The sequence below is a fragment of the Bradyrhizobium sp. Ses1 genome, assembly GCF_059512365.1.
Map to the genome: position 1 here is coordinate 219,718 of NZ_JCAMOQ010000003.1, position 25,142 is coordinate 244,859.

Below are 25,142 nucleotides of genomic sequence, written 5' to 3' on the forward strand. Positions count from 1 at the left end.
TGCGGCGATGGCCATCGAGCCCCGGAAACCACCGTCGCAGTTTGTGCTCAAGCTGCAACGTGCGCTTGGCGGCCGCGCAGGGTGGGGAGGATTCGTCCTCCAGCTCCTGTTCGTCGCCGTGCTCGCCTGGATTGCTTATGAGATCGTGGCCAATGCCCGCGCCAACCTGCAGGCGCAGCGGATCACCGCGGGCTTTGGCTTCCTACAGAACACCGCCGGCTTTGACGTCAGCCAGAACCTGATCCCGTATACGGGCTCGGACACTTATACGCGTGTCTTCTTCGTCGGACTGCTCAATACGCTGCTGGTCTCGGTGATCGGCGTCTTCTTCGCCACCGTGATCGGCTTCATGGTGGCGCTCGGGAGGCTGTCGCCGAACTGGCTGTTGTCGCGGATTTCCGGCGCCTATGTCGAACTGGTGCGCAATCTGCCGATCTTGTTCCAGATCCTGTTTTGGTATCTGGCGGTGCTCGCGGCCCTGCCCAGTCCGCGGCAGAGCGTCTCCGTGTTCGGCATGTTCTTCCTCAACAACCGCGGCCTGGTGATTCCAAGGCCGATCGGCAATCCTGGCTTCGAGCCGTTTGTCGTGGCGGTCTTGGTTGCGATCGTGGCGGCGCTGGTGCTCTGGCGCTACGCGCGGCGGCAGCTCTACCAGTATGGCAGGATGATCACGATCTGGCCCTACCTGCTCGGCCTCCTGATCGGGCTGCCGCTGGTGACGTCGCTGATCTTCGGCGCGCCCGTGACCTTCGAGATGCCGGTGCTGAGGGGCTTCAATTTCGCCGGCGGCGCGCGCCTGATTCCGGAGTTCGTGGCGCTGACGCTCGCGCTGTCGACCTACACCGCCGCTTTCATCGCCGAGATCGTGCGCGCCGGCATCCTGTCCGTGCACAAGGGGCAGATGGAGGCCGGCTCCTCCCTCGGGCTGCACCGCGGTGAGGTGCTGCGGCTGATCGTGATCCCGCAGGCGATGCGCGTGATCCTGCCGCCGCTCACCAACCAGTATCTCAACCTCACCAAGAACTCCTCGCTCGCGGTCGCGATCGGCTATCCCGACCTGGTGTCGGTGTTCGCCGGAACGACGCTGAGCCAGACCGGCCAGGCGATCGAGATCATCGGCATCACCATGGGCGTCTATCTCCTGATCTCGCTGGTGACGAGCGCGATCATGAGCTTCTATGGCTGGCGGATCAGTCGGAGCATGGGCTGATGAGCGATATCGCCGTTTCCAATTTCGTCCGCGAGGAACTCGTTCCGCAGCGGCCGGCGCCGGTGAAGACCACGGGTCTCGTAGGCTTCCTGCGCACCCGGCTGTTCAATTCGCCGACCAACATCCTGATCACGATCGTCAGCGTGCTCCTGCTGTGGTTCGTGCTTGTCCCCACGGTCAAATTCTTGTTTGTGGATGCAGTCTGGACCGGCAAGGACCGCGCCGCGTGCCTGGCCGAGAATGCCGGGCATCCGGTCGGCGCCTGCTGGCCGTTCATCCAGGCCAAGCTCAGCCAGTTCATCTATGGATTCTATCCGGAGCCGGAGCGTTGGCGGGTCAACCTGACGTTCTTCCTGGCGGCTGTGCTCCTGCTGCCGCTGTTGATTCCCCGACTCCCGGCCAAGGGCATCAATGCCAGCCTGTTCTTCCTGGCTTTTCCGGTGGTGGCGTTCTTCCTGCTGCGTGGCGGCGGGCTCGATGGTTTTGCCGTGAGCTGGGTCACGTCGCTATTGTCGGGCTTCAACGACAGCATCGGCGACGGCGGGCGTAAGCTCGCGGCAGCCGGCGAAGCCTCCGCCGTGATCGGGCCGGTGCTCTGGGGACTCGGAAAGCTGATCGTTCTGATCAGCACGGTGATCTCCTGGGTGCTGTTGCCCCTGCAATGGCTGCGCGACCAGATCCAGAGCGGCGGTCAGCCGGTCTGGACTGATTTTGCGCTCACTGCCGCGATCGTCTCGCTGCTGCTGTTCTTCCTCGGCGGCGGCTTCCGCACCGGCTGGCGGCCGCTGGCCGTCAGTCTCGCGACCTTCGCCGGGATTGGTCTGGTGATAGCCGTCATGAAGCTCGACCGCGGCGGCTTCCCCGTGGTCGACACCAGGCTATGGGGCGGCTTGCTGGTGACGCTGGTCGTTTCGGTGACGGGCATCGTCACTTCGATGCCGGTCGGCATTGCGCTGGCGCTCGGCCGACGTTCGACCATTCCCTTGATCCGTATCTTCTCGATCGCCTTCATCGAGTTCTGGCGCGGCGTGCCGCTGATCACGGTGCTGTTCTTTGCGACCTACATGCTGCCGCTGTTCGTGCCGACCGGCTTCACCATCGACGGTCTGGTGCGCGCGCTGATCGGCATTGCGCTGTTCGCCGGCGCCTATCAGGCCGAGGTCATCAGGGGTGGGCTGCAGGCCATCCCGCGCGGGCAGGGGGAGGCGGCAAGCGCGCTCGGCCTGTCCTGGTGGAAGACGACGGCGCTGATCGTCCTGCCGCAGGCGCTGCGCCACGTCATTCCCGGCCTGGTCAACAGCTTTATCGCGCTGTTCAAGGACACCTCGCTGGTGTCGATCGTCGCGCTGTTCGACCTGCTCGGCCAGTTGCGCGCTTCCTTCAGCGATCCTACGTGGGCGACGCCGACCACGGCTTTCACCGGCTTTGCCTTCACCGGGCTGATCTATTTCGTCTTCTGTTTCGGCATGTCGCGCTATTCTCTGTTCGTCGAGAACAGGCTGAACGCGCACCGGCGCAACTGAGTAAATTCACCATGAGTTCGAATCCGATCGTCAGCATCAAGGACCTCAACAAGTGGTACGGCGAGTTCCACGTGCTGCGCGACATCAATCTCGAAGTCGCCCGCGGCGAGCGCATCGTGATCTGCGGCCCTTCGGGCTCCGGCAAGTCGACGCTGATCCGCTGCATCAACGCGTTGGAGGAGTTTCAGGAAGGCGAGATCATCGTCGATGGCATCGAGCTTGGCCCGAACTTGCGGCGCGTCGACGAGGTCCGGCGCGAGGTCGGCATGGTGTTCCAGAGCTTCAACCTGTTCCCGCATCTGACGGTGCTCGAAAACTGCACGCTGGCGCCGATCTGGGTACGCAACATCCCGAAGAAGGACGCGGAGGCCTCCGCGATGAAGTTTCTGGAGCGGGTGAAAATCCCGCATCAGGCCAGCAAATATCCGGGCCAGATGTCCGGCGGCCAGCAGCAGCGCGTCGCGATCGCGCGTGCGCTCACGATGAATCCGAAGGTCATGCTGTTCGACGAGCCGACCTCGGCGCTCGATCCGGAAATGGTGAAGGAAGTCCTGGACACCATGGTCGACCTCGCCAAGGAAGGCATGACCATGCTGGTCGTCACCCACGAGATGGGATTTGCCCGCGAGGTCGCCGACCGCGTCATCTTCATGGACGCCGGCCAGATCATCGAGTCGAACACGCCGAAGGAATTCTTCGCTCATCCGCAGCACGCGCGGACGAAGCTGTTCCTCAGTCAGATTTTACGGTGACTGTCTCCCTCATGGTGAGGAGCGCGCGATAGCGCGCGTCTCGAACCATAGAGCCCGTGGCCCATCCTTCGAGACGCGGCCTTGCGGCCACTCCTCAAGATGAGGTTCGCGAGTGTTGCCAAATCTTAGACAAACGGCACGTCGATCTTGGTGCGCTTCTCGAGCCATGCAGGCACCGGCAGGTTCTTCGAGCGCATGAAATCCGGATTGAAGAGCTTGGACTGATAGCGGTTGCCGGAGTCGGCGAGAATCGTGACGATCGTCTTGCCGGGCCCGAGCTGCTTTGCCAGGTGGATCGCGCCGGCGATGTTGATGCCGGTCGAACCGCCGAGGCAGAGGCCCTCATGCTCCAGGAGTTCGTAAATCACGGTGACCGCTTCTTCGTCGGAAATCAGGAAGGCGTCATCGACCTTGGCGGTCTCGATGATGGACGTGACGCGGCCAAGACCGATGCCCTCGGTGATCGAGTCGCCCAGCGTCGATTTGGCTTCGCCATGCTTGAACAGTTCGTACATCGCAAAGCCGTGCGGATCGGCGCAGGCAGTGACGATGGCGTTGTTCTTTTCCTTCAAATAGCGGCTGGTGCCGGCGAGCGTGCCACCGGTACCGACCGAGCAGATGAAACCGTCGACCTTGCCGCCGGTCTGCTGCCAGATCTCCGGGCCGGTCGAGTCGTAGTGCGCCTTGGCATTGTCGAGGTTGTTCCACTGGTCGGCGAACAACACGCCGTTCGGCTCGGTCTTGCGAAGTTCGTCAGCCAGCCGTTTGCCGACATGCTGATAGTTGTTCGGATTGGAGTAGGGCAGCTGCGGCACCTCGATCAATTCGGCACCGCATAGCCGCAGCATGTCCTTCTTTTCTCGGCTCTGGGTTTCCGGGATCAGGATCAGGGTCCGGTAGCCGCGGGCGCTGGCGACAACCGCAAGCCCGATGCCGGTATTGCCGGCGGTCGATTCCACCACCAGCCCGCCCGGCTTGAGCGCGCCACGTTTCTCGGCTTCCAGGATCATCCATTTGCCGGCGCGGTCTTTCACCGACTGGCCTGGGTTCATGAACTCGGCCTTGCCCAGGATGGTGCATCCGGTCAGCTCGGAGGCACGCTTCAGCTTGATGAGCGGCGTATTGCCGATGGCTTCGACGACGTCGTTGTTGATTGTCATGTCGGGGGTATTCTTTGCCGGTTATTTCGCTCCCGACTGACCCTAGTGCGGGGGCGGCAAAAGGGAAAGGCCCTTGCGCCGCGGTGCGCGACGGCCCGAATCGACCCACCGGTCCGCGGCAATCTGCCTCGCGACTCTCGGTCCGCGAAATGGGCCGCCGGATGGCGTCGGAGCATTGGGGATTTGGGGCAACAGGCGCCCGGAAATCCCCATGAAATCTTCGTAAGATTCCGGCAGCTTCCGGTGCCGACGAAATTGAAGTAAGGCCCGTAACATAAGGACAACTTGCTATTCGGCGGTTCCCTGGTTGAACTTGACCGGAGTGTCTCGTCGGGTTGGCAGGACTGTCCGCTTGCCATGCCCTCGGAGTAGTATGACGGCGCGGTTCCATTGGAAGCATCACTCCGTGAACGTTCGACAGACCATCCCCCAACGCGTTGCGAACTCATCGCGACTTGATTCGGCGCGCGGAGGAGAACGGAGGTGACCCAACGCATCCGGGGGGCTGCTGTCAGCGCACGGCGGCGCGCGCCTGTGCCAAGCCTGCGAGGCGTGTTGCGCATGTTTGCGGGTTTTGTGATTGCCGCGAGTTCGGCCGGCTGCATCCTGACCAAGGATATTCCCGATGCCGCGCTGGATATTCCCGGCGGCTACAAGGCGGCGCGGCCGGCAAAGGCCTCCGACGCGCCGCCGACGCTCGACTGGTGGCGCGGCTTTCGCTCGACGGAACTAACGACGCTGATGGAAGAAGCCCAGCGGGTCAATCTGGACATTGCGGCGGCAGTGGCGCGTTTCAAGCAAGCGGACGCGCAGGCGCGGATTGCCGGCGCGGCCTTGCTGCCGACGCTCTCCGGCTCTGGGTCCGAGACGTATTCACGTACCTCCGGCTCGAGCGCGAGTGGCCTCAGCATCGGCGGGCGCGAGGTGGTCAATTACAACGCCTCGCTTGCCGCGAGCTATCAGCTCGATTTCTGGGGCCAGAACCGCGATGCCGCGCAAGCGGCCGAAGAGACCGCGGTCGCCAGCCGCTTCGACCGTGAGGTGGTGGCGCTGACCACGCTGACCGCCGTTGCCAACGCCTATTTCCAGGTGCTGACGTCGCAGGATCGAATTCGCACCGCCCAGCGCAACATCGCCAGCGCCGAGCGTGTCCTCAACGCGATCAAGGATCGCTTCAAGGCCGGCACCGGCACCGATCTCGATGTCGCGCAGCAGGAGAGCCTGGTGGCCAATCAGCGCGCGCTGGTGCCGCCGCTCCGGCAGACCCTCGACCAGAACGTCAATGCGCTGGCGACGCTGGTGTCGCGGCCGCCGGAGAGCGTGCGCGTCACCGGCGGCTCGCTCAACAACATCGCCATTCCCCGGGTGACGCCGGGCTTGCCGTCGGCATTGCTGACGCAGCGTCCCGACATCAGGCGACAGGAGGCGCAGCTCGCCGCCGCCACCGCCAATGTCGGCAGCGCCCGCGCGCAGTTCTTTCCGAGCATCCAGTTGACCGGACAAGGCGGCTATCAGAGTTCGGCGCTGTCGGCACTATTCCAGCCGCATGCCGCCTTCTTCAGCCTGGTCGGCGGCGCGACGCAGCCGATCTTCGACGGCGGGCGGATCCTCGGCAATTTCGAGTTGACGCAGGCGCAGCAGGAAGAACTGCTGCAAACCTATCGCAAGACAGTGGTGCAATCCTTTGCCGACGTCGACAACGCGCTGGTGGCGATCCGCGAGACCACGATCCGGCTGAAGCTGCAGCGTGACGTCGTGGCGTCGTCACAGCGGGCATTCCAACTGGCCGAACAGCAGTTGCGGGCTGGAACTGCTGACATCGTAACTGTGCTACAGACTCAACAGACTCTGTTCCAGGCCGAGGACGCGCTGTGGCAGGCGCAACTCGCGCGGCTGCAGGCGATCATCAGCCTGTATCAGGCTTTGGGCGGCGGCTGGGAGCCAAAGGTGGAGAGATCGGTCGATGCTCTTTAAGCCGGAAGCAAAGGACAACGCGAAGGCTGCGGAGGTGAAGAAGCAGGGCCTGTTGCCGCGCCTGCTCAAGCGGATGGTATCGCTGATCATTGCCGCCGTGATCCTCGGCGGCCTCAGCTATATCGGCTGGCTCGCCTGGCAGCCGAAGAGCGGCGGCCACAACCCCAACGCCCGGCCGGACCTGCCGGTGCCGGTGCTGGCGGCCATGCCGCGCGTGCAGGACGTGCCGGTCTATCTGGACGGCGTCGGCTCGGTGCGTGCGTTAAATACCGTTACGGTTCGCTCGCAGGTCGACGGCAAGCTGATCAAGGTGAACTTTGTCGAGGGGCAGGACGTCAAGAAGGACGACGTGCTCGCCGAAATCGATCCCGCGATCTATCAGGCCCAGTACGATCAGGCCGTCGCCAAGAAGGCGCAGGATGAGGCGCTGCTCGCCAATCAGCGGCTCGACCTCGCCCGCTACCAGCAGCTCGCCCAAACCAACGCGGGTTCGAAGCAGCAAGCTGATACCCAGAAGGCGGTGGTTGCGCAGCAGGAAGCGCTGGTGAAGGCCGATCAGGCCGCGATCGACAACGCGGCGGCGACGCTGAGCTACACCAAGGTCATTGCGCCAATCTCCGGGCGCGCGGGCCTCCGCCAGGTCGACCAGGGCAACATCATTCATGCCTCCGACACCACCGGCCTCGTTGTGCTCACCCAGTTGCAGCCGATCGCGGTGTGGTTCAGCCTGCCGCAGCAGCAGATCGTGCGGGTGAATGCCGCCGCCGGCCAGGGCACGCTCGCGGTCGACGTGTTCGGCAATGACGGCGTGACCGTGATCGATACCGGCAAACTGACCGGCATCGACAATCAGGTCGACCCGACCACCGGTACGCTGAAACTGAAGGCGGAATTTCCCAACGGCAATTTCCAGCTCTGGCCCGGCCAATTCGTCAATGTGCGGCTGAAAGTCGAGACGCTGCCGAATGCGATCGTGGTGCCGACCTCGGCCGTGCAGCGCGGGCCAGCCGGAACCTTCAGCTATGTGATAGGCGAGGACAATATCGCCACTGCGAAACCAGTGACGGTCATTCAGCAGAACGAGCATGACGCCGTTATCGGCAAGGGGATCACGGCCTCCGACCGCGTCGTCACCACGGGATTTGCCAATCTCGCCGATGGATCGAAAGTCATCATCGGCAAGGACGATGCCGCGCCGACCGCCGATCTCGCGCCGCGCAAGCGCAGCCGCAGCCCGGATGCCAAGAACGGCCAGGCCAAGGATGGTCAGGCCAAGGATGGTCAAGCGAAGGACGGCGAGCATCGTTCGCGGCGCGAGCGCACGCAGGGCGAAGGCGATCAGAAGAGCTCGAGCGGGGCAGCAACGGGGGGTGAAACGTCAGGCGGCGCAGCGAAGTCGCAGCCGTGACGCGACGACTATCCCAGAGCATGATCCGGAAAAGTGGAAACCGGTTTTCCGAAAAGATCATGCTCCAGCAAAGAGATCACTTCGCAAGGACGAGTACGCAAAGCCATGGGCGTCTCTGAACCGTTCATCCGCCGGCCGATCGCGACCTCGCTGCTCGGGATCGCGCTTTTGATCGGCGGTGCTCTCGGCTATTTCGCGCTGCCGGTCTCGGCGCTGCCGCAGGTCGATTTCCCGACAGTGCAAGTGTCGACGCAACTGCCGGGCGCCAGCCCCGACGTCATCGCCTCCCTGATCACGGCACCGCTCGAACGCCAGCTCGGACAAATCCCGTCGCTGTCATCGATGAACTCGACCAGCTCGTTCGGCGTCAGCCAGATCTCGCTGCAGTTCGATCTCAACCGCGACATCGATGGCGCGACCCAGGACGTCCAGGCCGCGATCAATGCCGCCGCCGGCGTATTGCCGAAGAACCTTCCGTATCCGCCCGTCTACGCCAAGGTAAATCCAGCGGATGCGCCGGTCATGACGCTGGCGCTGACGTCGGAGACGATCTCGCTGCGCGCGATGAGCGACCTCGCCGACACCATCCTCGGCCAGCGGCTGAGCCAAATTTCGGGCGTCGGCCGCGTCGCCGTGCTCGGCGGGCTGAAACCGGCGGTGCGGGTGCAGGCCGATCTGGCGCGGCTTGCAGCCTATGGCATCTCGATGGAGGACTTGCGCAACGCGATTGCCGGCGCCAACGTCTCGGGCCCGAAGGGATCGCTCGACGGCGCGCAGCAAGCCTATACGATCGCCGCCAATGACCAGATCGCGGTGGCGGAAGCCTACAAGCCGATCATCATCGCCTATCGCAACGGCTCGCCGGTGACGATCGGCGACGTGGCCGTGATCGTGGATGGGCTCGAGAACGACCGCACCGGCGGTTGGTATCAGGGCACACCGGCTGTTATTATCGACATCCAGCGCCAACCCGGCGCCAATGTCATCGAGGTCGTCCGCCAGATCCGCGACGAGATCCCGCGGCTGCAGCGGCTGATTCCGGCCGGCGTCAACCTGACCGTCGTCAGCGATCGCACCGTCACCATCCGCGCCTCCGTACGCGACGTGCAGTTCACACTGATCCTGAGTGTCGTGCTGGTGACGCTGGTCGTGCTGCTGTTCCTGCGGTCACTGCGCGCCACGCTGATCGCGGGCGTCGCGCTGCCGTTGTCGCTGATCACGAGCTTCGGCATCATGTATTTTGCCGGCTTCAGCCTCGACAATCTGTCGCTGATGGCGCTGACGATCGGCACCGGATTCGTGGTCGACGACGCCATCGTGATGATCGAGAACATCGTCCGCCACATGGAGGAGGGCGAGTCGGTCATGGAAGCGGCGCTCAAGGGCGCGAGCGAGATCGGCTTCACGGTGATCTCGCTGACGCTGTCGTTGATCGCGGTCTTCATTCCGCTGCTGTTCATGTCCGGGCTGGTCGGGCGCATGTTCCGCGAGTTTGCGCTGACGCTGACGATCGCGGTCGTGACCTCGGCGGTGGTCTCGCTGACGCTGACGCCGATGATGTGCTCGCGGCTCTTGAAGCGCGTCGACGAGGAATTCGTGCTGCCGGGCCTTGGCGCCATCAGCCGCTTCATCGACCGCATGGTCGAGTTCTACCATCGCACGCTGTTGTGGGTACTGCAGCGCCAGCGCGCGACGCTGCTGGTGACCTTCGCTACCATCGCGCTCACGCTGTTCATGTATGTGATCGCGCCGAAGGGCTTCCTGCCGCTCCAGGATACGTCCTCGATCACTGCGGTAACCGAGGCCGGCCCGGACGTCTCTTTCGCTGAAATGCAGGCGCGACAGAGCAAGGCGGCGGACCTGATCAAGTCGGACCCGGACGTAACCGGCGTGGTTTCCGTGATCGGCGCCGGTTCGGTCAACCCGACCACCAATGTCGGCCGGCTCGTGATGACGCTCAAGCCGCTCGGCGAGCGGCGCGACGACATTTCGAAGGTGGTGGCGCGGCTGAAGCAGAAGACGGCCTTGATCCCCGGCATGACCATCTATTTCCAGCCGGTGCAGGACGTGCAGATTTCGACACAGTCGAGCCGGTCGCAGTACCAATACACACTGAACGGCACGGACGCCAAAGAGGTGTCGCTCTGGGCGGGCAAGCTGGTCGCCGAGATGCGGCGTGATCCGATGTTCCGCGACGTGTCGTCGGAGGCGCAGGAGGCCGGTCTGCGGGCGGCACTCGATATCAATCGTCAGCGCGCCGGCCAACTCGGCGTCAGCCTGCAGGCCGTCAACGACACCCTGAACGACGCATTCGCGCAGCGGCAGATTTCGACCATTTACGGGCAGGCCAACCAGTACCGCGTCGTGCTCGAGGCGCTGCCGATGTATCAGCGCGATCCGTCGATCCTCGACAAACTGTATCTGCCCGGCGTGAACGGCGCGCAGGTGCCGCTGTCGGCGGTGGCGACGCTGACGCGTACCACGGCGCCGCTTGCCATCTCGCACCAGGCGCAATTCCCGGCGGTGTCGCTCAGCTTCAACCTCGCGCCCGGCGAGGCACTCGGCGATGCCGTTGCAGCGGTGAAGGCGATCGAAACCCGGATCGGCATGCCCAACAGCATCGTCGGAGTCTATACCGGCGACGCCGCGGAATTTTCCAGATCGCTCGCGGGCCAGCCCTGGCTGATCCTCGCCGCGATCATCACGATCTACATCGTGCTGGGCGTGCTTTATGAGAGCTACATCCACCCGATCACGATCCTGTCGACGCTGCCCTCGGCGGGCGTCGGCGCCATCCTGGCGCTGATGCTGTTCGGGCAGGACCTTTCGGTCATCGGCCTGATCGGCATCATTCTCCTGATGGGCATCGTCAAGAAGAACGCGATCATGATGATCGATTTCGCGCTGGACGCGGAGCGCCATCGGGGCATGTCGCCCTATGACGCGATCGTGCAGGCCTGCCTGTTGCGCTTCCGGCCGATCATGATGACGACATTGGCGGCGCTGTTCGGCGCGCTGCCGCTCGCGATTGAAAGCGGCACCGGCGCGGAGCTGCGCTTTCCGCTCGGCATTTCCATCATCGGCGGCCTCCTGCTCAGCCAGTTGCTGACGCTCTACACGACGCCCGTGATCTACCTCGCGCTCGACCGGCTGAACCGCAGGATCGAGCACGCGCTACCGGACCCGGGTCCGCAGGGCCCGCCGGTCGCGGGAGCGACCGAGGGGATGCAGTGATGGCGTCGATCTCGATCTCGGAGCCCTTCATCCGCCGTCCGGTCGGCACCACGCTGATGGCGATCGGGCTGTTCCTGATCGGGATCGTTGCGTATGGGTTCCTGCCGGTGGCGTCGGTTCCGAACGTCGATTTCCCGATGATCCGGGTGTTCGCTTCGCGGCCGGGCGCCGACCCTTCGGTGATGGCTGCGACGGTGGCGGCGCCGCTGGAACGCCGGCTCGGCGAGATCGCGGACGTGGAGCAGATCACGTCGGTGAGCTCGCTCGGCAGCACCAGCATCCAGGTGCAGTTCGCGATCGGACGCAACATTGACCGCGCTGCGCGCGACGTGCAGGCGGCAATCAACGCCTCGATGGCGGATCTGCCGACCGACCTGCCGACATTGCCGATCTTCAGGAAGGCCAATCCAGCGGCGGCGCCGGTATTCGTGCTGGCGCTGACATCGAAGACGATGTCGACCAGCGCGATGTACGACGTCGCGGATACCGTGCTCGCCCAGCGCATCTCGCAAGTGCCGGGAGTGGGCGAGGTCACGGTCTCGGGCGCCGATCAGCCGGCGGTGCGGATCTCGCTCAATCCGGTCGCGCTGTCGAATGCCGGCATTGCGACCGAGGACGTCCGCCAGGCCATCGTCAACGCCAATCCGCTCGGACCGGTCGGCATCTTCAATGGTGGCCGCCAGAGCGAGACGCTCTCGATCAATCCGCAGATGCGGACCGCCGCCGAGTTCCGCAACATCCTGATCAAGAGTGCGAACGGCAATTTCGTCCGCCTCTCGGATGTCGCCGAGATCGAAGACAGCGTACGCAACGTCCGCTCGGTCGCCTGGTTCAACAAGCAGCCGGCGGTCCTGATCCAGATCACCAAGCAGGGCGATGCCAACGTCATCGATACCGTCGACCGGGTGACGGCGATGCTGCCGGAGCTGAAGCAGTGGATTCCCGCCGGTCTCGAGATTTCGACGCTCGTGGACCGCACCGGCACCATCCGTGCCAGCGTGCTCGACATGCAACTGACGCTGCTTGCCACCGCCGGGCTGGTCATGGTGGTGGTGTTCGTGTTCCTGCGCCGCTTGACGCCGACGATTGCGGCAGGCGTCTCGGTGCCGCTGGCGCTGGCGGGCACGTGCGCCGGCATGTGGCTCGCCGGTTTCTCGATCGACAATCTGTCACTGATGGCGCTGGCGATCTCGGTCGGCTTCGTGGTCGACGATGCGATCGTGATGATCGAGAACATGTACCGCAATCTCGAGCAGGGCATGGCGCCTTATCCGGCGGCGCTGGAGGGGGCCAAGCAGATCGGCTTCACCGTGGTTTCGATCTCGCTGTCGCTGATCGCCGCCTTCACGCCCCTGATTTTCATGGACGGTATCGTCGGACGGCTGCTCCGCGAATTCTCGCTGACGCTGACCTTCGCCATCCTGGTCTCGACCCTGGTGTCGCTGACGATCACCCCGATGATCTGCGCGCACTACATCAAGGAAGCGACCTCCGCCCGCGCCACTTGGTTCGACCGCCTGATCGAGGGAACCCTGTCGCGCATCGTGCGCTTCTATACGTGGACGCTGCGCGGCGTGCTCGATTTTCCGTTCCTGACCTTGCTCGTGTTCTTTGCCACCATCGCGCTGACCGTGACGCTCTACATCAAGACGCCGAAGGGCTATTTCCCGACCGACGACAGCGGCTTCGTCATCGGCGCGACGCGGGCATCGGCTGACACCTCGTTCCAGGCCATGCTCAAGCTGCAGCAACAGGTGGCCGACATCGTGATGGCCGATCCCGCGGTCGCCGGCATCGGCTCATCGCTTGGGAGCGGCGGGATGGGCGGCGGCGCTAGCCGTGGCACCATGTTCATCAGCCTGAAATCGCCGGAGGAGCGGGGGGGAGTTTCGACACAGCTTGTGATCGATCGCCTGCGCCGCAACCTGTTCATGGTGCCGGGGATCCGCCTGTTCATGTTCGCGGCTCAGGACGTCCGCGCCGGCGGGCGACAGAGCGATTCCGACTACCAGTACACGCTCTCGAGCGCCGATCTCGATTTGTTGCAGAAGTGGGCGCCGATCGTCGCCAAGCGCATGGAGACCGTCGAAGGTATCACCGACGTCTCCAGCGATCGCGACCCCGGCGGATTGCAGCTCAACCTGGTGATCGACCGCAAGACCGCCTCAAGCCTCGGCGTCCGTGTGCAGGATATCGACAACGCGCTCAACAACGCTTTCTCGCAGCGGCAGATCTCGATCGTCTATACCCAGCGCAACCAATACATGGTGGTGCTGGAGATCGATCCGAAATTCCAGACCGATCCGTCCAACCTCGAGCGAATCTACGTGGCCGGCGCCAACGGCGCCCAGGTGCCCTTGTCGGCTGTGGTCCACTATCAGCGAGGGCTGGCGCCGCTCGCCGTCTATCACACGCAGTCCTTCCCCTCGACCACGGTATCGTTCAATCTGCTGCCGAACGTGCCGCTGGAGCAGGCGACGTCGAATATCCAGCGCGCGGTGGATGAATTGCATATGCCCGAAGGCATCCGTGGCAGCTTTGACGGCAACGCCGGCGACTTCAACAAGACCAGCGGAAGGCAGCCGCTCCTGATCCTGGGGGCGCTGGTCGCGATGTATATCGTGCTCGGGGTGCTCTATGAGAGCCTGGCGCATCCGCTGACGATCATCTCGACCTTGCCCTCCGCAGGGCTGGGCGCGCTGCTGGCTCTGCAACTGACCGGTACGCCCCTGACCGTGATCGCCTTTGTCGGCATCATCCTCTTGATCGGCATCGTCAAGAAGAACGGCATCATGATGGTCGATTTCGCGCTGGACGCCGAGCGGCAGCGCGGCCTGTCCTCGGCGGACGCGATCTTCGAGGCCTGCAGCGCAAGGTTCCGGCCGATCCTGATGACGACCATGGCGGCGCTGTTTGCCGGCATTCCGCTGGTGCTCGCCACCGGTCCCGGGACGGAGCTGCGCCGGCCGCTCGGCATCACCATCATCGGCGGCCTGTTCGTTTCGCAGATCCTGACGCTCTACACCACGCCGGTGATTTACTTGTTGATCGACCGGTTGCGGCGGCGCGCCGAACCTGCCGCGCTGGCAGCGCCCGCGGAATAGTTGAATTGGCGGCCGCGTAGCGTATAGCGGGCGGATGACGGAATCAGATCAGACAATCCTTGCCGAGCCGGTCGCGGACTGCCCGCATTGCGGCAAGCCGATGCCGCTGTGCATCTGCGACAGTGTTACGCCGATCGAGAGCCGGATCGAGCTCCTGATCTTGCAGCATCCGCAGGAGCAGGATAGGGCGCTCGGCACCGCACGGCTGACCGCGCGCCACTTCGAGGAAGCAGTGGTGCGGATCGGGCTGTCCTGGCCGAGCCTGTCGAAGGCGCTGGGGCGACCGGTGGCGGACCCGTCGCGCTGGGCGGTGCTCTATCTCGGCTCCGCCAAGGTCGCCGATCTCGACACCGATGCCGAGGTCGTCGCCGTCGACCGCAAGGCCGAGCTCGAGCCGAACCAGCGCAGCATTCTCGGACGCATCGAAGGCATCGTGCTGCTCGATGGCACCTGGAGCCAGGCCAAGGCGCTGTGGTGGCGCAATCCCTGGATGCTGAAATGCCAGCGGGTGATTCTGGGCCCCCGCCAGCCGTCACGCTACGGCCAGCTTCGCCGCGAACCGCGCCGCGATGGACTTTCCACGATCGAGGCGGCCGGCCTGCTGCTCGCCGCGCTCGAAAAGCGGCCGGACATTGCCGAAACCCTGAATGCGAGCTTCGAGCGGATGCTGGCAAGATATCGCCAGGTGCAGCGGACGATGCCGCAACTCGCCCCAAAGCCGAAAAAGCGCGATTTTCGGCGACGGAAGCGATGAAAGCGACGCCTCATCTATCAGGCGTAAGCCATTGATTGTATGAGTGGAGGCCACGACCAGAATTGAACTGGTGTACACGGTTTTGCAGACCGTTGCGTAACCACTCCGCCACGTGGCCTCAAGCGGGGCGGATCAATACAGAGGTTCAAGGACTTAGGCAACCGGCCCCGAACCGGTTCCTGCAGAATTCTGAAACTCCAACTGCGTCGCCGGCATTGCGGCGCTCTTTAGCAGGAGGCGTACCAACCATCCGGAAATGGGATGAGCGGCCAGGGCGTCTGGTTGTCATTCGCGGGGCGTGGCGGCGGCTGGAAGCGCGGCAATGGCTGAGCCATGAAATCCTCCTGTGGCGTCGGGGCGACGGCTGCTCGCACAGCATCCAACACCAGATCAAATTCAGCTTCGCTCATTGCGCTCTCCCCGGAGGTTGTGAGCGCAACGTCGCAAAATGGGTTTGTGGGCGGATTGAGCGGATCGCTCCAATTTTAGCGATCCGGCAGCCGCCCCCTCACTTGGTTACCAGAGTCTTGCTAGCGCCGTATGAACGCTATTGCCGGCGCGGTCCACCGCACTGTGAGAAAAATCACATTTGACCAAAATGAATTCGCATAAGTCCCAATCACGCCTGCAGCGGAGCAGGCCAAGCCCGAGCTTAGGGAGACGCGGTCATGAAGGCAAGCGTTACGCGATCGGCAGCCTTGAAAAGCCGCGCCCGTCGCCTGCCTGCGTTGGCAGAAGGCTAGTCTGAGCGCGGTGTGCTCCGCGGTGTTCGAGCAGTGAATCGCGCGCCCCAAACGTCGGGCCATGACTCGAATACAATTTGAGCAGCCGTTGCCCAAACCGCAGGCCCGCTTCATCCAATTTTTTGTACGCCGCCAGACAAGCTTTTGCGGAGCGGTTCCCCGTAGCCTTCGTTCCGAGCTTTGGGACATGGCCGTGGCCATGACAACGTCGGAGGAGCTGGCAACATGCAGAAATGGCTTTGTGGGGAAGCACGGCACTTCCGTGGCGTCGCGCGATTCTGGGCGCGATCGTCGCCGCAGGATTTCTGGTGCCGCTAAGCGCGCAGGCGGCGGCGCCGGCGGCATGCGCGGCGCTTCAGGAGAAATATCCGGACTGGAAGGGCAAGACGCTCGTCAACGCGATCAACCCGCACACGCCGGGCTATGAATCGATCGACCCGAAAGACCCGAGCAAGTATGTCGGCTTCGACATCGATCTCGGCGAAATGATCGGTGAATGCCTCGGCTTCAAACTGACCTACAAGGCCGTGACTTTTGCCGCATTGCTGACAACGCTCGCCAGCGGGCAGGCGGACATCGTGATCTCGGACATCTACGCGACCGAGGAGCGCGCGAAGGCGGCCGACTTCATTACCTATTCGAAAGTGTTCGACGGCGTGCTGGTTGCCAAGGGCAATCCGAAGGGCATCAACGGCATCAACCTGTCGCTGTGCGGCGCGGCGGCGGCCGAAAACACCGGCTTCGTCGAGGTGCCGCTGGTGCAAGCCCTCATTCCCCAATGCAAAGCTGCCGGCAAGCCTGAGCCGACGCTGCAGCTCTATGACAACAACGCCAACTGCATCCAGGCGATCCTGGCCGGCCGGGCCGACACCTACATCAACGACGTCAACACCGTCGACAACGCGGTGAAGGCCTATCCGGACAAGCTCGAGAAGGCGATCGCGGTGACGATCCCGTACTCGGTCGGCATTGCCGTGCCCAAGGACAAGCCGAAGTTTCGCGACGCGGTGATGGCCGCACTGACGGAGATCTACAAGTCCGGCGACCAGCTCGCGCTGCTCAAGAAGTGGGGACTTGATCCCGACAATCTCAAGGAACCGGGCCTGCTGACCGTCAACTGATGTCCCTGTTCCTGCACTATCTCAGCCTGCCTTACCTGCTCGCGGGCATCGAGCTCACCCTGGAGGTGACCGCCCTCGGGCTCGCAGGCGGGCTGATCCTCGGCCTGATCCTGGCCTGGATGCAGCTCAGCCACCTCTGGTGGCTGTCGGCGATCGCGCGTGGCTACACCGTGATCTTCCGCGGCACGCCGCTGATCCTGCAGATGGTGTTCGCCTACGACGCGCTGCCGCATATCGGCATCAAACTGCCGGCCGTGCTGGCGGCCGGCCTCGCGCTCGCCTGCAATGAGGCGCCATTCATTGCCGAGATGCTGCGCGCCGGCGTGCTCGGCGTCGAGCGCGGACAGATATCAGCGGGACAGGCGCTCGGCATGACGCCGGCAGTGCTGATGCGGCGGGTGATCGCGCCGCAGGCGATCCGCACCATGATCCCGGCCTTCGGCAATGAGTCCGTCAGCGCGTTGAAGAATTCGTCGCTGGCCTCGGTGATCGCGGTCCAGGAATTGACGCTGCGAAGCACGCAGCTTGCGTCCTCGACCTTCGACTTTTTCTCGATCTTCTTCGCCTCCGGCTTGATCTATCTCGTGCTGACCGGCGCGATCAGCGTCATCCAGCTCGCCCTGGAATGGTTGCTCGATCTCGACCGCACCTCGCGTGAACGCAAGCTTGCCGATTATCTGCCCTGGCGCCGGGTCGACCTCATCACCAAGCTGGAGCTTGCGGAGAAGACCGCTCCGGCGGTCGACGTTGCGGCTGGCATCGAGCCCGAAATCCCGGTGCCGCCGTCCAGGACGCTGACGCCGGAAGAGCGGGCCAGACGCACCGCGACGATCGCGCGCAACAATGTCGCCGTCGAGGTGAAGGATCTGCGCAAGAGCTATGGCGCGCAAGATGTGCTCGACGGCTTGGATATCACGGTTCGCGTCGGCGAGGTCATCGCGCTGCTCGGACCCAGCGGCTCCGGCAAGAGTACGCTGCTGCGCTGCATCAATCATCTGGAGAATTGGGATGCCGGCACGGTGCGTGTCGGGGGACGGCGGCTCGGCTTCGACGACGACGGCAGGCCGCTGTCGCCGCGCGCGATCGCCAATGAGCGCGCCAATGTCGGTGTCGGCATGGTGTTCCAGCAGTTCAACCTGTTCAGCCACCTGACGGCGAAGGAGAACGTCGCGGGTCCCTTGCGCTGGGTCCATGGCATGACACGAATTGACGCCGAGCGTCGCGCGCGCGAACTGCTCGACCGCGTCGGCCTGAGCCATCGCGCTGATGCGCTGCCGCGGCACCTGTCGGGCGGGCAGCAGCAGCGGGTGGCGATCGCCCGCGCGCTGGCGCCGAACCCGAGCGTGCTGCTTCTGGACGAGCCGACCTCGGCACTCGATCCCGAACTCGTCAACGAAGTCCTGGAAGTGATCCGGCGGCTCGCCATCGACGACGGCCTGACCATGATCATCTCGACGCATCAGATCCGCTTCGCCGATGAGGTGGCCGACCGCGTCGCCTTCCTGAGCGGCGGCAGGATCCTGGAGGAGGGGCCGGCGCATGAGGTGCTGTCCAATCCGCGCCATCCCGTCACCGCGCGCTTCCTCAGCGTGATGGAAGCCGACAAGACGCCGGAGCCGGTGAGATGAAGCGTCACGCGCCAGAACTTCGATCGTTCCGATCCCCCGAAGAGGCACTTGCATGAGGCACTTTACCCTGCCGGTCTCGCCGGCCACCGTCCACTGGGGCTACTTCAGCAAGAAGGTCGCACCAGCGCTGACATTGCGCTCGGGCGACCGCGCCACCATCGAGACGCTGACCCATCACGCCAATGACGATTACGAGCGCATGATCGCGGGTGATCCCGGCGCCGAGAGCGTGTTCCACTGGACGCGCGAGCATAAGGCTGTGGCGCGCCGCGGCTCCGGCCCGACCGAGGGGCCGTTCATCCGCGGCGCGGGCGAGGGGCTTGGCGTACACCTTTTGACCGGACCGGTTGCGATCGAGAACGCCGAGCCCGGCGATGTTCTGGAGGTGCGCATCCTCGACATCAGGCCGCGCCCGAGCTGCAGCGCTTGCCACGCCGGCCGCTGCTTCGGCTCGAACGTCGCAGCCAATTGGGGCTTCCATTATCACGATCTCATCGAAGAGCCGAAGCCGCGCGAGGTGATCACGATTTTCGAGCTCGACACCTCGGGCGAGCCGTTCGCGAAGGCCGTCTACAACTACGTCTGGACGCCGCAGACCGATCCCGATGGCATCGTGCATGCAACCATCGATTACCCCGGCGTGCGGGTCGACCATGCGACCATCCGCAAGCGTGAGAACATCCTTACCGGCATCAAGGTGCCGGCGCGGCTGCATTTCGGGACCATGGGACTTGCGCCGTCGGAGGCCGACTATGTCAGCTCGATCCCGCCGAGCTATACCGGTGGCAATATCGACGACTGGCGGATCGGGAAGGGCGCGCGGATGTATTATCCCGTGGCCGTCCCCGGCGCGTTCTTCTCGGTCGGCGACCCCCATGCCGCGCAAGGCGACAGCGAACTCGGCGGCACCGCGATCGAGACCTCGCTGACCGGGGATTTCGAATTTATCCTGCACAAGAACAATGATCTCGGCGGAACCGCGCTCGAGGGCCTCACGCATCCGATGCTGGAGACCGCCCATGCCTGGTCGGTCTATGGCTTCACCTATCCGAACTATCTCGCCGAGCTCGGCGCCGGTGCGCAGACCGAGATTGCCAACCATTCCAGCCTCGACCGTGCGATGCGAGACGCGTTCCGCAAGCTGCGGCGGTTCCTGATGACCGTGCACCGGCTGAGCGAAGACGAGGCGATCTCGTTGATGTCGGTCGGCGCCGATTTCGGCGTTACCCAGGTGGTCGACGCCAATTGGGGCGTGCACGGCACGATCCGCAAGAACGTCTTCAGGTGCGACTAATGCCTTGAGAATGGACCGCTTTTGATCGTGGGTTGAATTTGCCGGCGTCGTTTTGACGCCGCCATTTTGGCGGAGGACTGCGCTTGTCTGGCACGCGGGTTGCTTCGATCGGCCCTGATTGGGTCGAACCGATGAGCTTCCGTCCGTTCACGAGTGAATCCTACGCGCGAGACGACCGCCTGGAGGCCTGGCGGGACGTGCTGGCTGCGGTCGGCCTGCAGCCGGCTTCCGCAAGCGCATTCGACGACGGTCACGCGACGGCCTCGCACCGCAATGGCGTGGGCGTGGCGCTGACCCGGATCGCGGCGGGATCGCAGGGGATCGCGCCGCTGCCGCAATCGGGCGAGGGATTGCCGATCGCGCTGCTCCCGATCGAGGACGGCGTGATGCTGCGGCAAGGCGCGAGCCACCGTATCGTTCCCGTTGGCCATCTCCTGCTGCTGCCGCGGCATGGCGACTGGAGCCTGATGTTCCAGCGCGATATGCGCGCGATCATCCTCTCTGTTGCAGCCGAAGCGCGGCACGGCCGCCTCATCGGCAGGCCGATCGCGTCCGTAGCCCGCGTCGTCGCGCCCGCCGGCCTTGCCGACGTGTTCTCGCGATTGCTGGATGCAACCTCCCGCACCCTGGAAACGCTGAGCGACGTCGAATGGGCGGCCATTGCGCAAAGCCTCGTCGATCTTCTCTTGACGCTTGCGCACCAGTCCACCTCTCCCGCCTCAGAGGTCGCCGGTACGGCCACGCAAGCCGCGATCCTGCACCGGATTTGCCAGACCATCGAGCGCAACCTCGACAATCCCGAGCTTGCGCCGTCGCGTGTCGCGCAGGCCGAAGGGATTTCCGAGCGCTACCTGCAGAAGCTGTTCGAGGGCGTCGGCGACAATTTCTCGCACTATGTACGCGAGCGGCGGCTGGCAGCGCGCCTGGGCTGATCTGTCGAACCTGGCGGAGGCGCATCGATCGATCTCGGAGATCGCCTATCGGTACGGCTTTAGCGACTCCGCGCATTTCAGCCGCGCCTTCCGTCATCGCTTTGGTCTGCCACCGCGCGAGTTTCGCCAGCAGGAGGCCGAGCGCGCGGCGCCATCGTCGATCGCCGCGGGTCAGCGCGGCTGGCCGCAGGAGGCGCTTGCGCAACTGCGAACGCATCAGCCATCGAGCGTCGGAAGGAATATGGCCGCCGTCACAACGGGGCCGGCGCACGAAGGCGAACGGGAGCATCACGCGGCCCACCATCATCTCTCCGTCGACGCGAACCGCGTGCATTGGGGCTACTTCAGCCGCACGCTTGCGCCGCAGGCCGAGATCAATTCCGGCGACACGATCACGATCGAAACCCTGACCCAGCATGCGTCTGATGATCCTGAAAGAATGATCACGGGTGATGCCGGCGCCGAAAGCGTGTTCGGCTGGACCAATGACCGCAAGAATGTCGACCGGCGCGGCGCCGGTCCGATGGATGCCTCGGTGTTCGGGCGCGGCGCGGGCGAGGGGTTCGGCGTGCACATCTGCACTGGCCCGATCGCTGTCAAGGACGCGCAGCCTGGCGATGTCCTGGAGGTGCGCATCCTCGATATCGTGCCGCGGCCGAGCCGCAATCCGCATTATGAGGGCAGGGTATTCGGCTCCAGCGTCGCGGCCTGGTGGGGCTATCACTACAACGAGTTGCTCGCCGGCCCCAAGCCGCGCGAGGCGGTGACGATCTACGAAATCTACTTCGCGGGTCACGAAGGTGACCACGACGAAACACCGCATGCGCGCGCGCTTTATTCCTACCGCTGGGAGCCGCAGACCGATCCATTCGGCGTGGTTCATACGACCTACGATTATCCCGGCATTCCCGTCGCACCTGGTTCGGTGAGGCGCCGCCACGCCGTGCTCGACGGCATCCGCATTCCGCTCCGGCCGCATTTCGGCGTGATCGCGGTCGCGCCGCGCGAGCTCGATTTCGTCGATTCCGTACCGCCGTCCTATTTCGGCGGCAATCTGGACAATTGGCGGCTCGGCAAGGGGGCGACCGTCTATCTTCCGGTCTCGGTGCCAGGCGCGCTGCTCTCGGTCGGCGATCCCCATGCCGCCCAGGGCGATGGCGAGTTGAGCGGAACGGCGATCGAATGCTCGATGACCGGCACGTTCCAGGTGATCCTGCACAAGAAAGGCAATCTGGCTGGCCAACCGTTTGCCGATCTCAGCTATCCCCTGATCGAGACCGCGACCGATTGGGTGCTGACCGGCTTCAGCCATCCGAACTATCTCGCCGAGTTCGGCGCGCACGGGCAGAGCGAAGTCTATGCGACGTCCTCGCTCGACCTTGCGATGAAGGACGCCTTCCGCAAGATGCGGCGCTTCCTGATGAACATCAAAGGTCTCAGCGAGGACGAGGCGATCGCGCTGATGTCGGCAGCGGTCGATTTCGGCGTCACCCAGGTCGTCGACGGCAATTGGGGCGTGCATGCGATCCTGAGCAAGCGGTTGTTCGAGGACGCGGCACTGTCGCGATAACAGAAGGATACCGACATTGAAATTCCACATGATCGCGGGCGGGCCAAAGCCCGTCGCGCCCTTCAGCCACGCTGTCGAGGCCGACGGCTTTGTCTTCGTCACAGGCCAGATGCCGGACACGCCCGCTAGTCCCGGCGTATTGCCCGACGGCATCGTCGCGCAGACCAAGGCGGTGATGGAAAATCTGCGCGTTGTGCTCGAGGGTCTCGGTCTCGGCTTCGAGCACATCGTGATGTCGCGCATCTATCTTACGCGCTTCAAGGAAGACTACGCCGCCATGAACGAAACCTATCGCAGCTATTTCCCGCCGGACCGCCTGCCGGCACGCACTTGCGTCGGCGTCACCGGGCTTGCTTACGACGCGCTGATCGAGATCGATCTGGTGTGCCGCCGGCCGTGAGTGCCGGCGCATTCACGATTGATCGCGCGGCCCGCCACGCCGTCGTCCTCGCGAAAGCGAGGACCCATAACCACAGGGTGTTGTGGCGCGAGCAAGCGGTTGGAGCGGAGTGCATTACGCACGGAAATAGCTTCCCCGACGCGCGTTCGTCGCAAACGTCCGTTATCTCGCTACATTGCTGGACCGCTCCCCAATGCGGGCCCCTCAAAACACCAGTGAACGGTGCACATGCACCCCCGCCATTGCGCCATCGCCGACCGCAAGCGATACCGAATGCGGTGCTCGCGCGACGTCTCCGCAGGCAAAGGCGCCGCGCACCGTCGTTTGCTTGGTCTCGTCGGTTCGGATCTGGGTGCCGAACGGAGTCGTTTCCAATTCGCAGCCAAGCGTCTCAGCCAATGGCGTGGAGGGCGCGTTGCGCGTTGCCGTGAACAGGCCGGCGAAAGGCAGGACGCGTCCGTCTTGCAGCCTCACGTCTGCGTGGCCTTCGATGCCTGCGATAGGACCTGTCTCGATCGCGACGCCCCGCGCAGCAAGCTCGGCGCGGGCGTCCGCATCCGGCTCGAAGGCACCGTTGAGCATGAGCGTCACGTCTCCCCATTCCGTAAACAGAACGACGTGATGGAGCACGTCGGGGCTCGTGGCGACTACACCGATCCGTCCCTCATTCAGTTCATATCCGTGACAATAGGGGCAGTGAAAGATGCTACTGCCCCAGCGCTCGGCGAGCCCATCAAGAGGAGGGAGTGCATCGCTGACGCCGGTGGCAAGGATAAGCCTCTTGCCACGATAGAACTCGCCGTCGGCTGTTGTCACCGCGAAACCATCTCCTTGCCGCTTGGCGTCGGTAGCGGTTCCCTCGAGCCATGTGAGCGTCGGATAGGCCGTGAGCTGTTCTCGTGCAGTGCGCGCGATCTCGGCCGGATCGACCCCGTCCTGACCAAGAAAGCCATGGGATTCCGAGGCGAACCGGTTGCGCCGGACGCCTGCGTCAACGACGAGCACCTTGCGCCGGGCGCGCAACAATTGAAGGGCCGCAGCCATGCCGGCGTAGCTGCCGCCAATGACGATCACGTCATGAAGCATTTCGGTTCCTTTCCTTGTGCGCCACATCTCGCCGCGAGAATTCGGCACTGAGATCGGCGATGGTGAAGGCGCCGAAGCGATCGAGCAGTAGCGCCTCTGCTTCGGCGAAAGCTCCGTCCAAAACGGCGTTCAGCGCTTCGCCGGGCTCAGCCATGCGCAAAAGAGTATGAAGCACGGAGGAGGAGCGGCGGTCTCGCATCATGTAACTTCGTATATTACATAATGTGCCGAGTTTCAAGGCGCGCTTGGCACAAAGTCATCCCGTTGCATCGAACGCGACGTGACGCTGTGAACGCTATGTGCGCGACGGCGCTATTCTATTGATCTGCAGGGAAGTCGGCGTGCCGTCGTATCGTGGAAAGAGATCTTCTCCCCACTCGGCGATGGTGGGCCATTCAGCAGCACTTGGGCGGGCCGGATGCATTGCGAGATGCGCGCGAATGGAGTCAGGAAGAAAGCGCCAATTCGGCGTGAAAGAAAACAGCAGCGCATCGCGCCGTGAAAGGCTGCGATTTGGATGCGTTCCATGGAGGAGACGATAGTCCACCGCCACTGCATCGCCACGGCGCAGATTGAGCGTGATCTGTCCTTCGTGGTTACTGAGAGCAGGGTGGTCGGGCGCCAACTGCTCGGCGGCCGCACTATGCGGCTCGGGCAGGTCGGAGTGGATCGGCAGACTGCGCAGATGAGAACCCGGAAGAACTCGCAATGCGCCCGTCCGGTCACTCGTGTCTGAGAGGTAGCACAGGATTGCGATCTGCGGGGCGGTCGGCGCGAAACTGATGGAGTGGTCCCAGCACCACCAGTCCTGGTGCCATAGCAGCGCAGGCGTAGAGGCGCCTTTGGATGAGATGTAGGCCGAAATCCAGCGCAGGTCGTCAGCCGCGACTGTAGATCTAATCCGACCGAGCGCGGATGTCCGGCAGAGCAAGCGCGTGACGATTGGATCATTCCAGCGCAACGGGACGAGATCGTTCCCAACGCGGTTCATCATCGGATCATGCGGCTGTGCGAGCCGGTGGTGAACCTGCTTTTCGATCTCTTGCAAGTCCGGCTCTTCAAAGAGCGCCGGGATGGTTGTGAAACCGTCGACAGCAAATTTGCTCGAACCAGACATGCGGGCTCCATTAGGCGGATGAAATCCCATTAGGAGATTCATCCAACGGCCGAAAGCTGAGCGATCGGCTCAAGCGATTCGAACGCGTGCGCCCTTGACGAAAGGTGCACGCTCATATAGGAACCAATCAGT

Annotated in this window: 19 protein-coding genes and 1 tRNA gene; 14 read left to right on the forward strand and 6 right to left on the reverse strand. The window is 63.9% G+C overall.

The window, feature by feature from the left end; genetic code table 11:
• Positions 1-7: 7 nt before the first annotated feature.
• Genes AC5ZG5_RS06340 through AC5ZG5_RS06350 form a run of 3 tightly spaced genes read left to right on the forward strand, consistent with a single transcriptional unit; the run spans position 8 to position 3,485 of the window.
• Complete coding sequence (locus AC5ZG5_RS06340) at positions 8-1,210, forward strand: amino acid ABC transporter permease (protein WP_456641613.1); 1,203 nt, start codon at positions 8-10, stop codon at positions 1,208-1,210.
• A complete protein-coding gene (locus AC5ZG5_RS06345; protein ID WP_456641614.1) occupies positions 1,210-2,733 on the forward strand; it encodes an amino acid ABC transporter permease in 1,524 nt (507 codons plus the stop codon). The genes AC5ZG5_RS06340 and AC5ZG5_RS06345 overlap by 1 nt, the downstream gene beginning before the upstream one ends.
• An 11-nt stretch (positions 2,734-2,744) precedes the next feature.
• Positions 2,745-3,485: an amino acid ABC transporter ATP-binding protein gene (locus AC5ZG5_RS06350; protein ID WP_028166843.1), complete on the forward strand. Its 741-nt coding sequence runs from the start codon at positions 2,745-2,747 to the stop codon at positions 3,483-3,485.
• Between the two features lie 125 nt (positions 3,486-3,610).
• On the opposite strand, the gene AC5ZG5_RS06355 is transcribed toward AC5ZG5_RS06350, so the two are convergent.
• Positions 3,611-4,645, reverse strand: coding sequence for a cysteine synthase A (locus AC5ZG5_RS06355; protein WP_456641615.1), 1,035 nt, complete (start codon positions 4,643-4,645; stop codon positions 3,611-3,613).
• A gap of 561 nt (positions 4,646-5,206) precedes the next feature.
• On the opposite strand from AC5ZG5_RS06355, the gene AC5ZG5_RS06360 reads away from it, so the two are divergent.
• From AC5ZG5_RS06360 to AC5ZG5_RS06380, 5 genes are all read left to right on the forward strand, one after another.
• Positions 5,207-6,619 (forward strand): efflux transporter outer membrane subunit, encoded by a 1,413-nt coding sequence (locus tag AC5ZG5_RS06360; RefSeq protein WP_456641686.1) that lies wholly within the window; start codon positions 5,207-5,209, stop codon positions 6,617-6,619.
• The gene (locus tag AC5ZG5_RS06365) at positions 6,609-8,027 is read left to right on the forward strand and encodes an efflux RND transporter periplasmic adaptor subunit (RefSeq protein WP_456641616.1); all 1,419 of its coding nucleotides are present in this window, start codon (positions 6,609-6,611) and stop codon (positions 8,025-8,027) included. Before AC5ZG5_RS06360 ends, AC5ZG5_RS06365 begins: the two co-directional genes overlap by 11 nt.
• Positions 8,028-8,132: 105 nt before the next feature.
• Positions 8,133-11,261: an efflux RND transporter permease subunit gene (locus AC5ZG5_RS06370; RefSeq protein WP_456641617.1), complete on the forward strand. Its 3,129-nt coding sequence runs from the start codon at positions 8,133-8,135 to the stop codon at positions 11,259-11,261.
• Positions 11,261-14,365, forward strand: a complete 3,105-nt coding sequence (locus AC5ZG5_RS06375; RefSeq protein ID WP_456641618.1) for an efflux RND transporter permease subunit — start codon at positions 11,261-11,263, stop codon at positions 14,363-14,365. Before AC5ZG5_RS06370 ends, AC5ZG5_RS06375 begins: the two co-directional genes overlap by 1 nt.
• 34 nt (positions 14,366-14,399) lie before the next feature.
• Entirely contained in the window at positions 14,400-15,119 is a 720-nt protein-coding gene (locus AC5ZG5_RS06380; RefSeq protein ID WP_456641619.1) for a tRNA-uridine aminocarboxypropyltransferase, read from the forward strand.
• A 44-nt stretch (positions 15,120-15,163) separates the two neighbouring features.
• Here the strand turns inward: AC5ZG5_RS06380 and AC5ZG5_RS06385 are convergent.
• Positions 15,164-15,237, reverse strand: a tRNA-Cys gene (locus tag AC5ZG5_RS06385).
• Positions 15,238-15,346: 109 nt separating this feature from the next.
• The gene (locus AC5ZG5_RS06390; RefSeq protein ID WP_028165620.1) at positions 15,347-15,529 is read right to left on the reverse strand and encodes a hypothetical protein; all 183 of its coding nucleotides are present in this window, start codon (positions 15,527-15,529) and stop codon (positions 15,347-15,349) included.
• A gap of 566 nt (positions 15,530-16,095) precedes the next feature.
• Between AC5ZG5_RS06390 and AC5ZG5_RS06395 the strand changes: the two genes are divergently transcribed.
• The 6 genes from AC5ZG5_RS06395 to AC5ZG5_RS06420 all read left to right on the forward strand — a co-directional run bounded on the left by AC5ZG5_RS06395 (position 16,096) and on the right by AC5ZG5_RS06420 (position 22,807).
• The gene (locus tag AC5ZG5_RS06395; RefSeq protein WP_456641620.1) at positions 16,096-16,983 is read left to right on the forward strand and encodes an ABC transporter substrate-binding protein; all 888 of its coding nucleotides are present in this window, start codon (positions 16,096-16,098) and stop codon (positions 16,981-16,983) included.
• Positions 16,983-18,611, forward strand: a complete 1,629-nt coding sequence (locus tag AC5ZG5_RS06400) for an amino acid ABC transporter permease/ATP-binding protein (RefSeq protein ID WP_456641621.1) — start codon at positions 16,983-16,985, stop codon at positions 18,609-18,611. The genes AC5ZG5_RS06395 and AC5ZG5_RS06400 overlap by 1 nt, the downstream gene beginning before the upstream one ends.
• 52 nt (positions 18,612-18,663) lie before the next feature.
• Complete coding sequence (locus tag AC5ZG5_RS06405; protein ID WP_456641622.1) at positions 18,664-19,905, forward strand: acetamidase/formamidase family protein; 1,242 nt, start codon at positions 18,664-18,666, stop codon at positions 19,903-19,905.
• 83 nt (positions 19,906-19,988) lie between these two features.
• Positions 19,989-20,837, forward strand: coding sequence for a helix-turn-helix domain-containing protein (locus AC5ZG5_RS06410; protein ID WP_456641623.1), 849 nt, complete (start codon positions 19,989-19,991; stop codon positions 20,835-20,837).
• Entirely contained in the window at positions 20,800-22,407 is a 1,608-nt protein-coding gene (locus AC5ZG5_RS06415; protein WP_456641624.1) for an acetamidase/formamidase family protein, read from the forward strand. The genes AC5ZG5_RS06410 and AC5ZG5_RS06415 overlap by 38 nt, the downstream gene beginning before the upstream one ends.
• Positions 22,408-22,423: 16 nt before the next feature.
• Positions 22,424-22,807 carry a RidA family protein gene (locus AC5ZG5_RS06420; protein ID WP_456641625.1) on the forward strand — a complete coding sequence of 128 codons (384 nt, stop codon included), beginning with the start codon at positions 22,424-22,426 and terminating at the stop codon, positions 22,805-22,807.
• 204 nt (positions 22,808-23,011) lie between these two features.
• Here the strand turns inward: AC5ZG5_RS06420 and AC5ZG5_RS06425 are convergent, their stop codons facing one another.
• The 3 genes from AC5ZG5_RS06425 to AC5ZG5_RS06435 form a co-directional block, all read right to left on the reverse strand.
• The gene (locus AC5ZG5_RS06425) at positions 23,012-23,893 is read right to left on the reverse strand and encodes an NAD(P)/FAD-dependent oxidoreductase (protein ID WP_456641626.1); all 882 of its coding nucleotides are present in this window, start codon (positions 23,891-23,893) and stop codon (positions 23,012-23,014) included.
• Positions 23,883-24,095: a hypothetical protein gene (locus AC5ZG5_RS06430; RefSeq protein WP_456641627.1), complete on the reverse strand. Its 213-nt coding sequence runs from the start codon at positions 24,093-24,095 to the stop codon at positions 23,883-23,885. Before AC5ZG5_RS06430 ends, AC5ZG5_RS06425 begins: the two co-directional genes overlap by 11 nt.
• 93 nt (positions 24,096-24,188) lie before the next feature.
• Positions 24,189-25,010, reverse strand: a complete 822-nt coding sequence (locus tag AC5ZG5_RS06435; protein WP_456641628.1) for a phytanoyl-CoA dioxygenase family protein — start codon at positions 25,008-25,010, stop codon at positions 24,189-24,191.
• Positions 25,011-25,142: the final 132 nt, after the last annotated feature.

Bases quoted from the DNA above. Each gene is read 5' to 3' on its own strand.
- AC5ZG5_RS06430 (WP_456641627.1), bottom strand. From the start codon at position 24,095: ATGATGCGAGACCGCCGCTCCTCCTCCGTGCTTCATACTCTTTTGCGC.
- AC5ZG5_RS06425 (WP_456641626.1), bottom strand. From the start codon at position 23,893: ATGCTTCATGACGTGATCGTCATTGGCGGCAGCTACGCCGGCATGGCT.
- AC5ZG5_RS06390 (WP_028165620.1), bottom strand. From the start codon at position 15,529: ATGAGCGAAGCTGAATTTGATCTGGTGTTGGATGCTGTGCGAGCAGCC.
- AC5ZG5_RS06395 (WP_456641620.1), top strand. From the start codon at position 16,096: ATGGCTTTGTGGGGAAGCACGGCACTTCCGTGGCGTCGCGCGATTCTG.
- AC5ZG5_RS06400 (WP_456641621.1), top strand. From the start codon at position 16,983: ATGTCCCTGTTCCTGCACTATCTCAGCCTGCCTTACCTGCTCGCGGGC.
- AC5ZG5_RS06360 (WP_456641686.1), top strand. From the start codon at position 5,207: ATGTTTGCGGGTTTTGTGATTGCCGCGAGTTCGGCCGGCTGCATCCTG.
- AC5ZG5_RS06380 (WP_456641619.1), top strand. From the start codon at position 14,400: ATGACGGAATCAGATCAGACAATCCTTGCCGAGCCGGTCGCGGACTGC.
- AC5ZG5_RS06365 (WP_456641616.1), top strand. From the start codon at position 6,609: ATGCTCTTTAAGCCGGAAGCAAAGGACAACGCGAAGGCTGCGGAGGTG.
- AC5ZG5_RS06405 (WP_456641622.1), top strand. From the start codon at position 18,664: ATGAGGCACTTTACCCTGCCGGTCTCGCCGGCCACCGTCCACTGGGGC.
- AC5ZG5_RS06435 (WP_456641628.1), bottom strand. From the start codon at position 25,010: ATGTCTGGTTCGAGCAAATTTGCTGTCGACGGTTTCACAACCATCCCG.
- AC5ZG5_RS06370 (WP_456641617.1), top strand. From the start codon at position 8,133: ATGGGCGTCTCTGAACCGTTCATCCGCCGGCCGATCGCGACCTCGCTG.
- AC5ZG5_RS06340 (WP_456641613.1), top strand. From the start codon at position 8: ATGGCCATCGAGCCCCGGAAACCACCGTCGCAGTTTGTGCTCAAGCTG.
- AC5ZG5_RS06355 (WP_456641615.1), bottom strand. From the start codon at position 4,645: ATGACAATCAACAACGACGTCGTCGAAGCCATCGGCAATACGCCGCTC.
- AC5ZG5_RS06415 (WP_456641624.1), top strand. From the start codon at position 20,800: ATGTACGCGAGCGGCGGCTGGCAGCGCGCCTGGGCTGATCTGTCGAAC.
- AC5ZG5_RS06375 (WP_456641618.1), top strand. From the start codon at position 11,261: ATGGCGTCGATCTCGATCTCGGAGCCCTTCATCCGCCGTCCGGTCGGC.
- AC5ZG5_RS06345 (WP_456641614.1), top strand. From the start codon at position 1,210: ATGAGCGATATCGCCGTTTCCAATTTCGTCCGCGAGGAACTCGTTCCG.
- AC5ZG5_RS06350 (WP_028166843.1), top strand. From the start codon at position 2,745: ATGAGTTCGAATCCGATCGTCAGCATCAAGGACCTCAACAAGTGGTAC.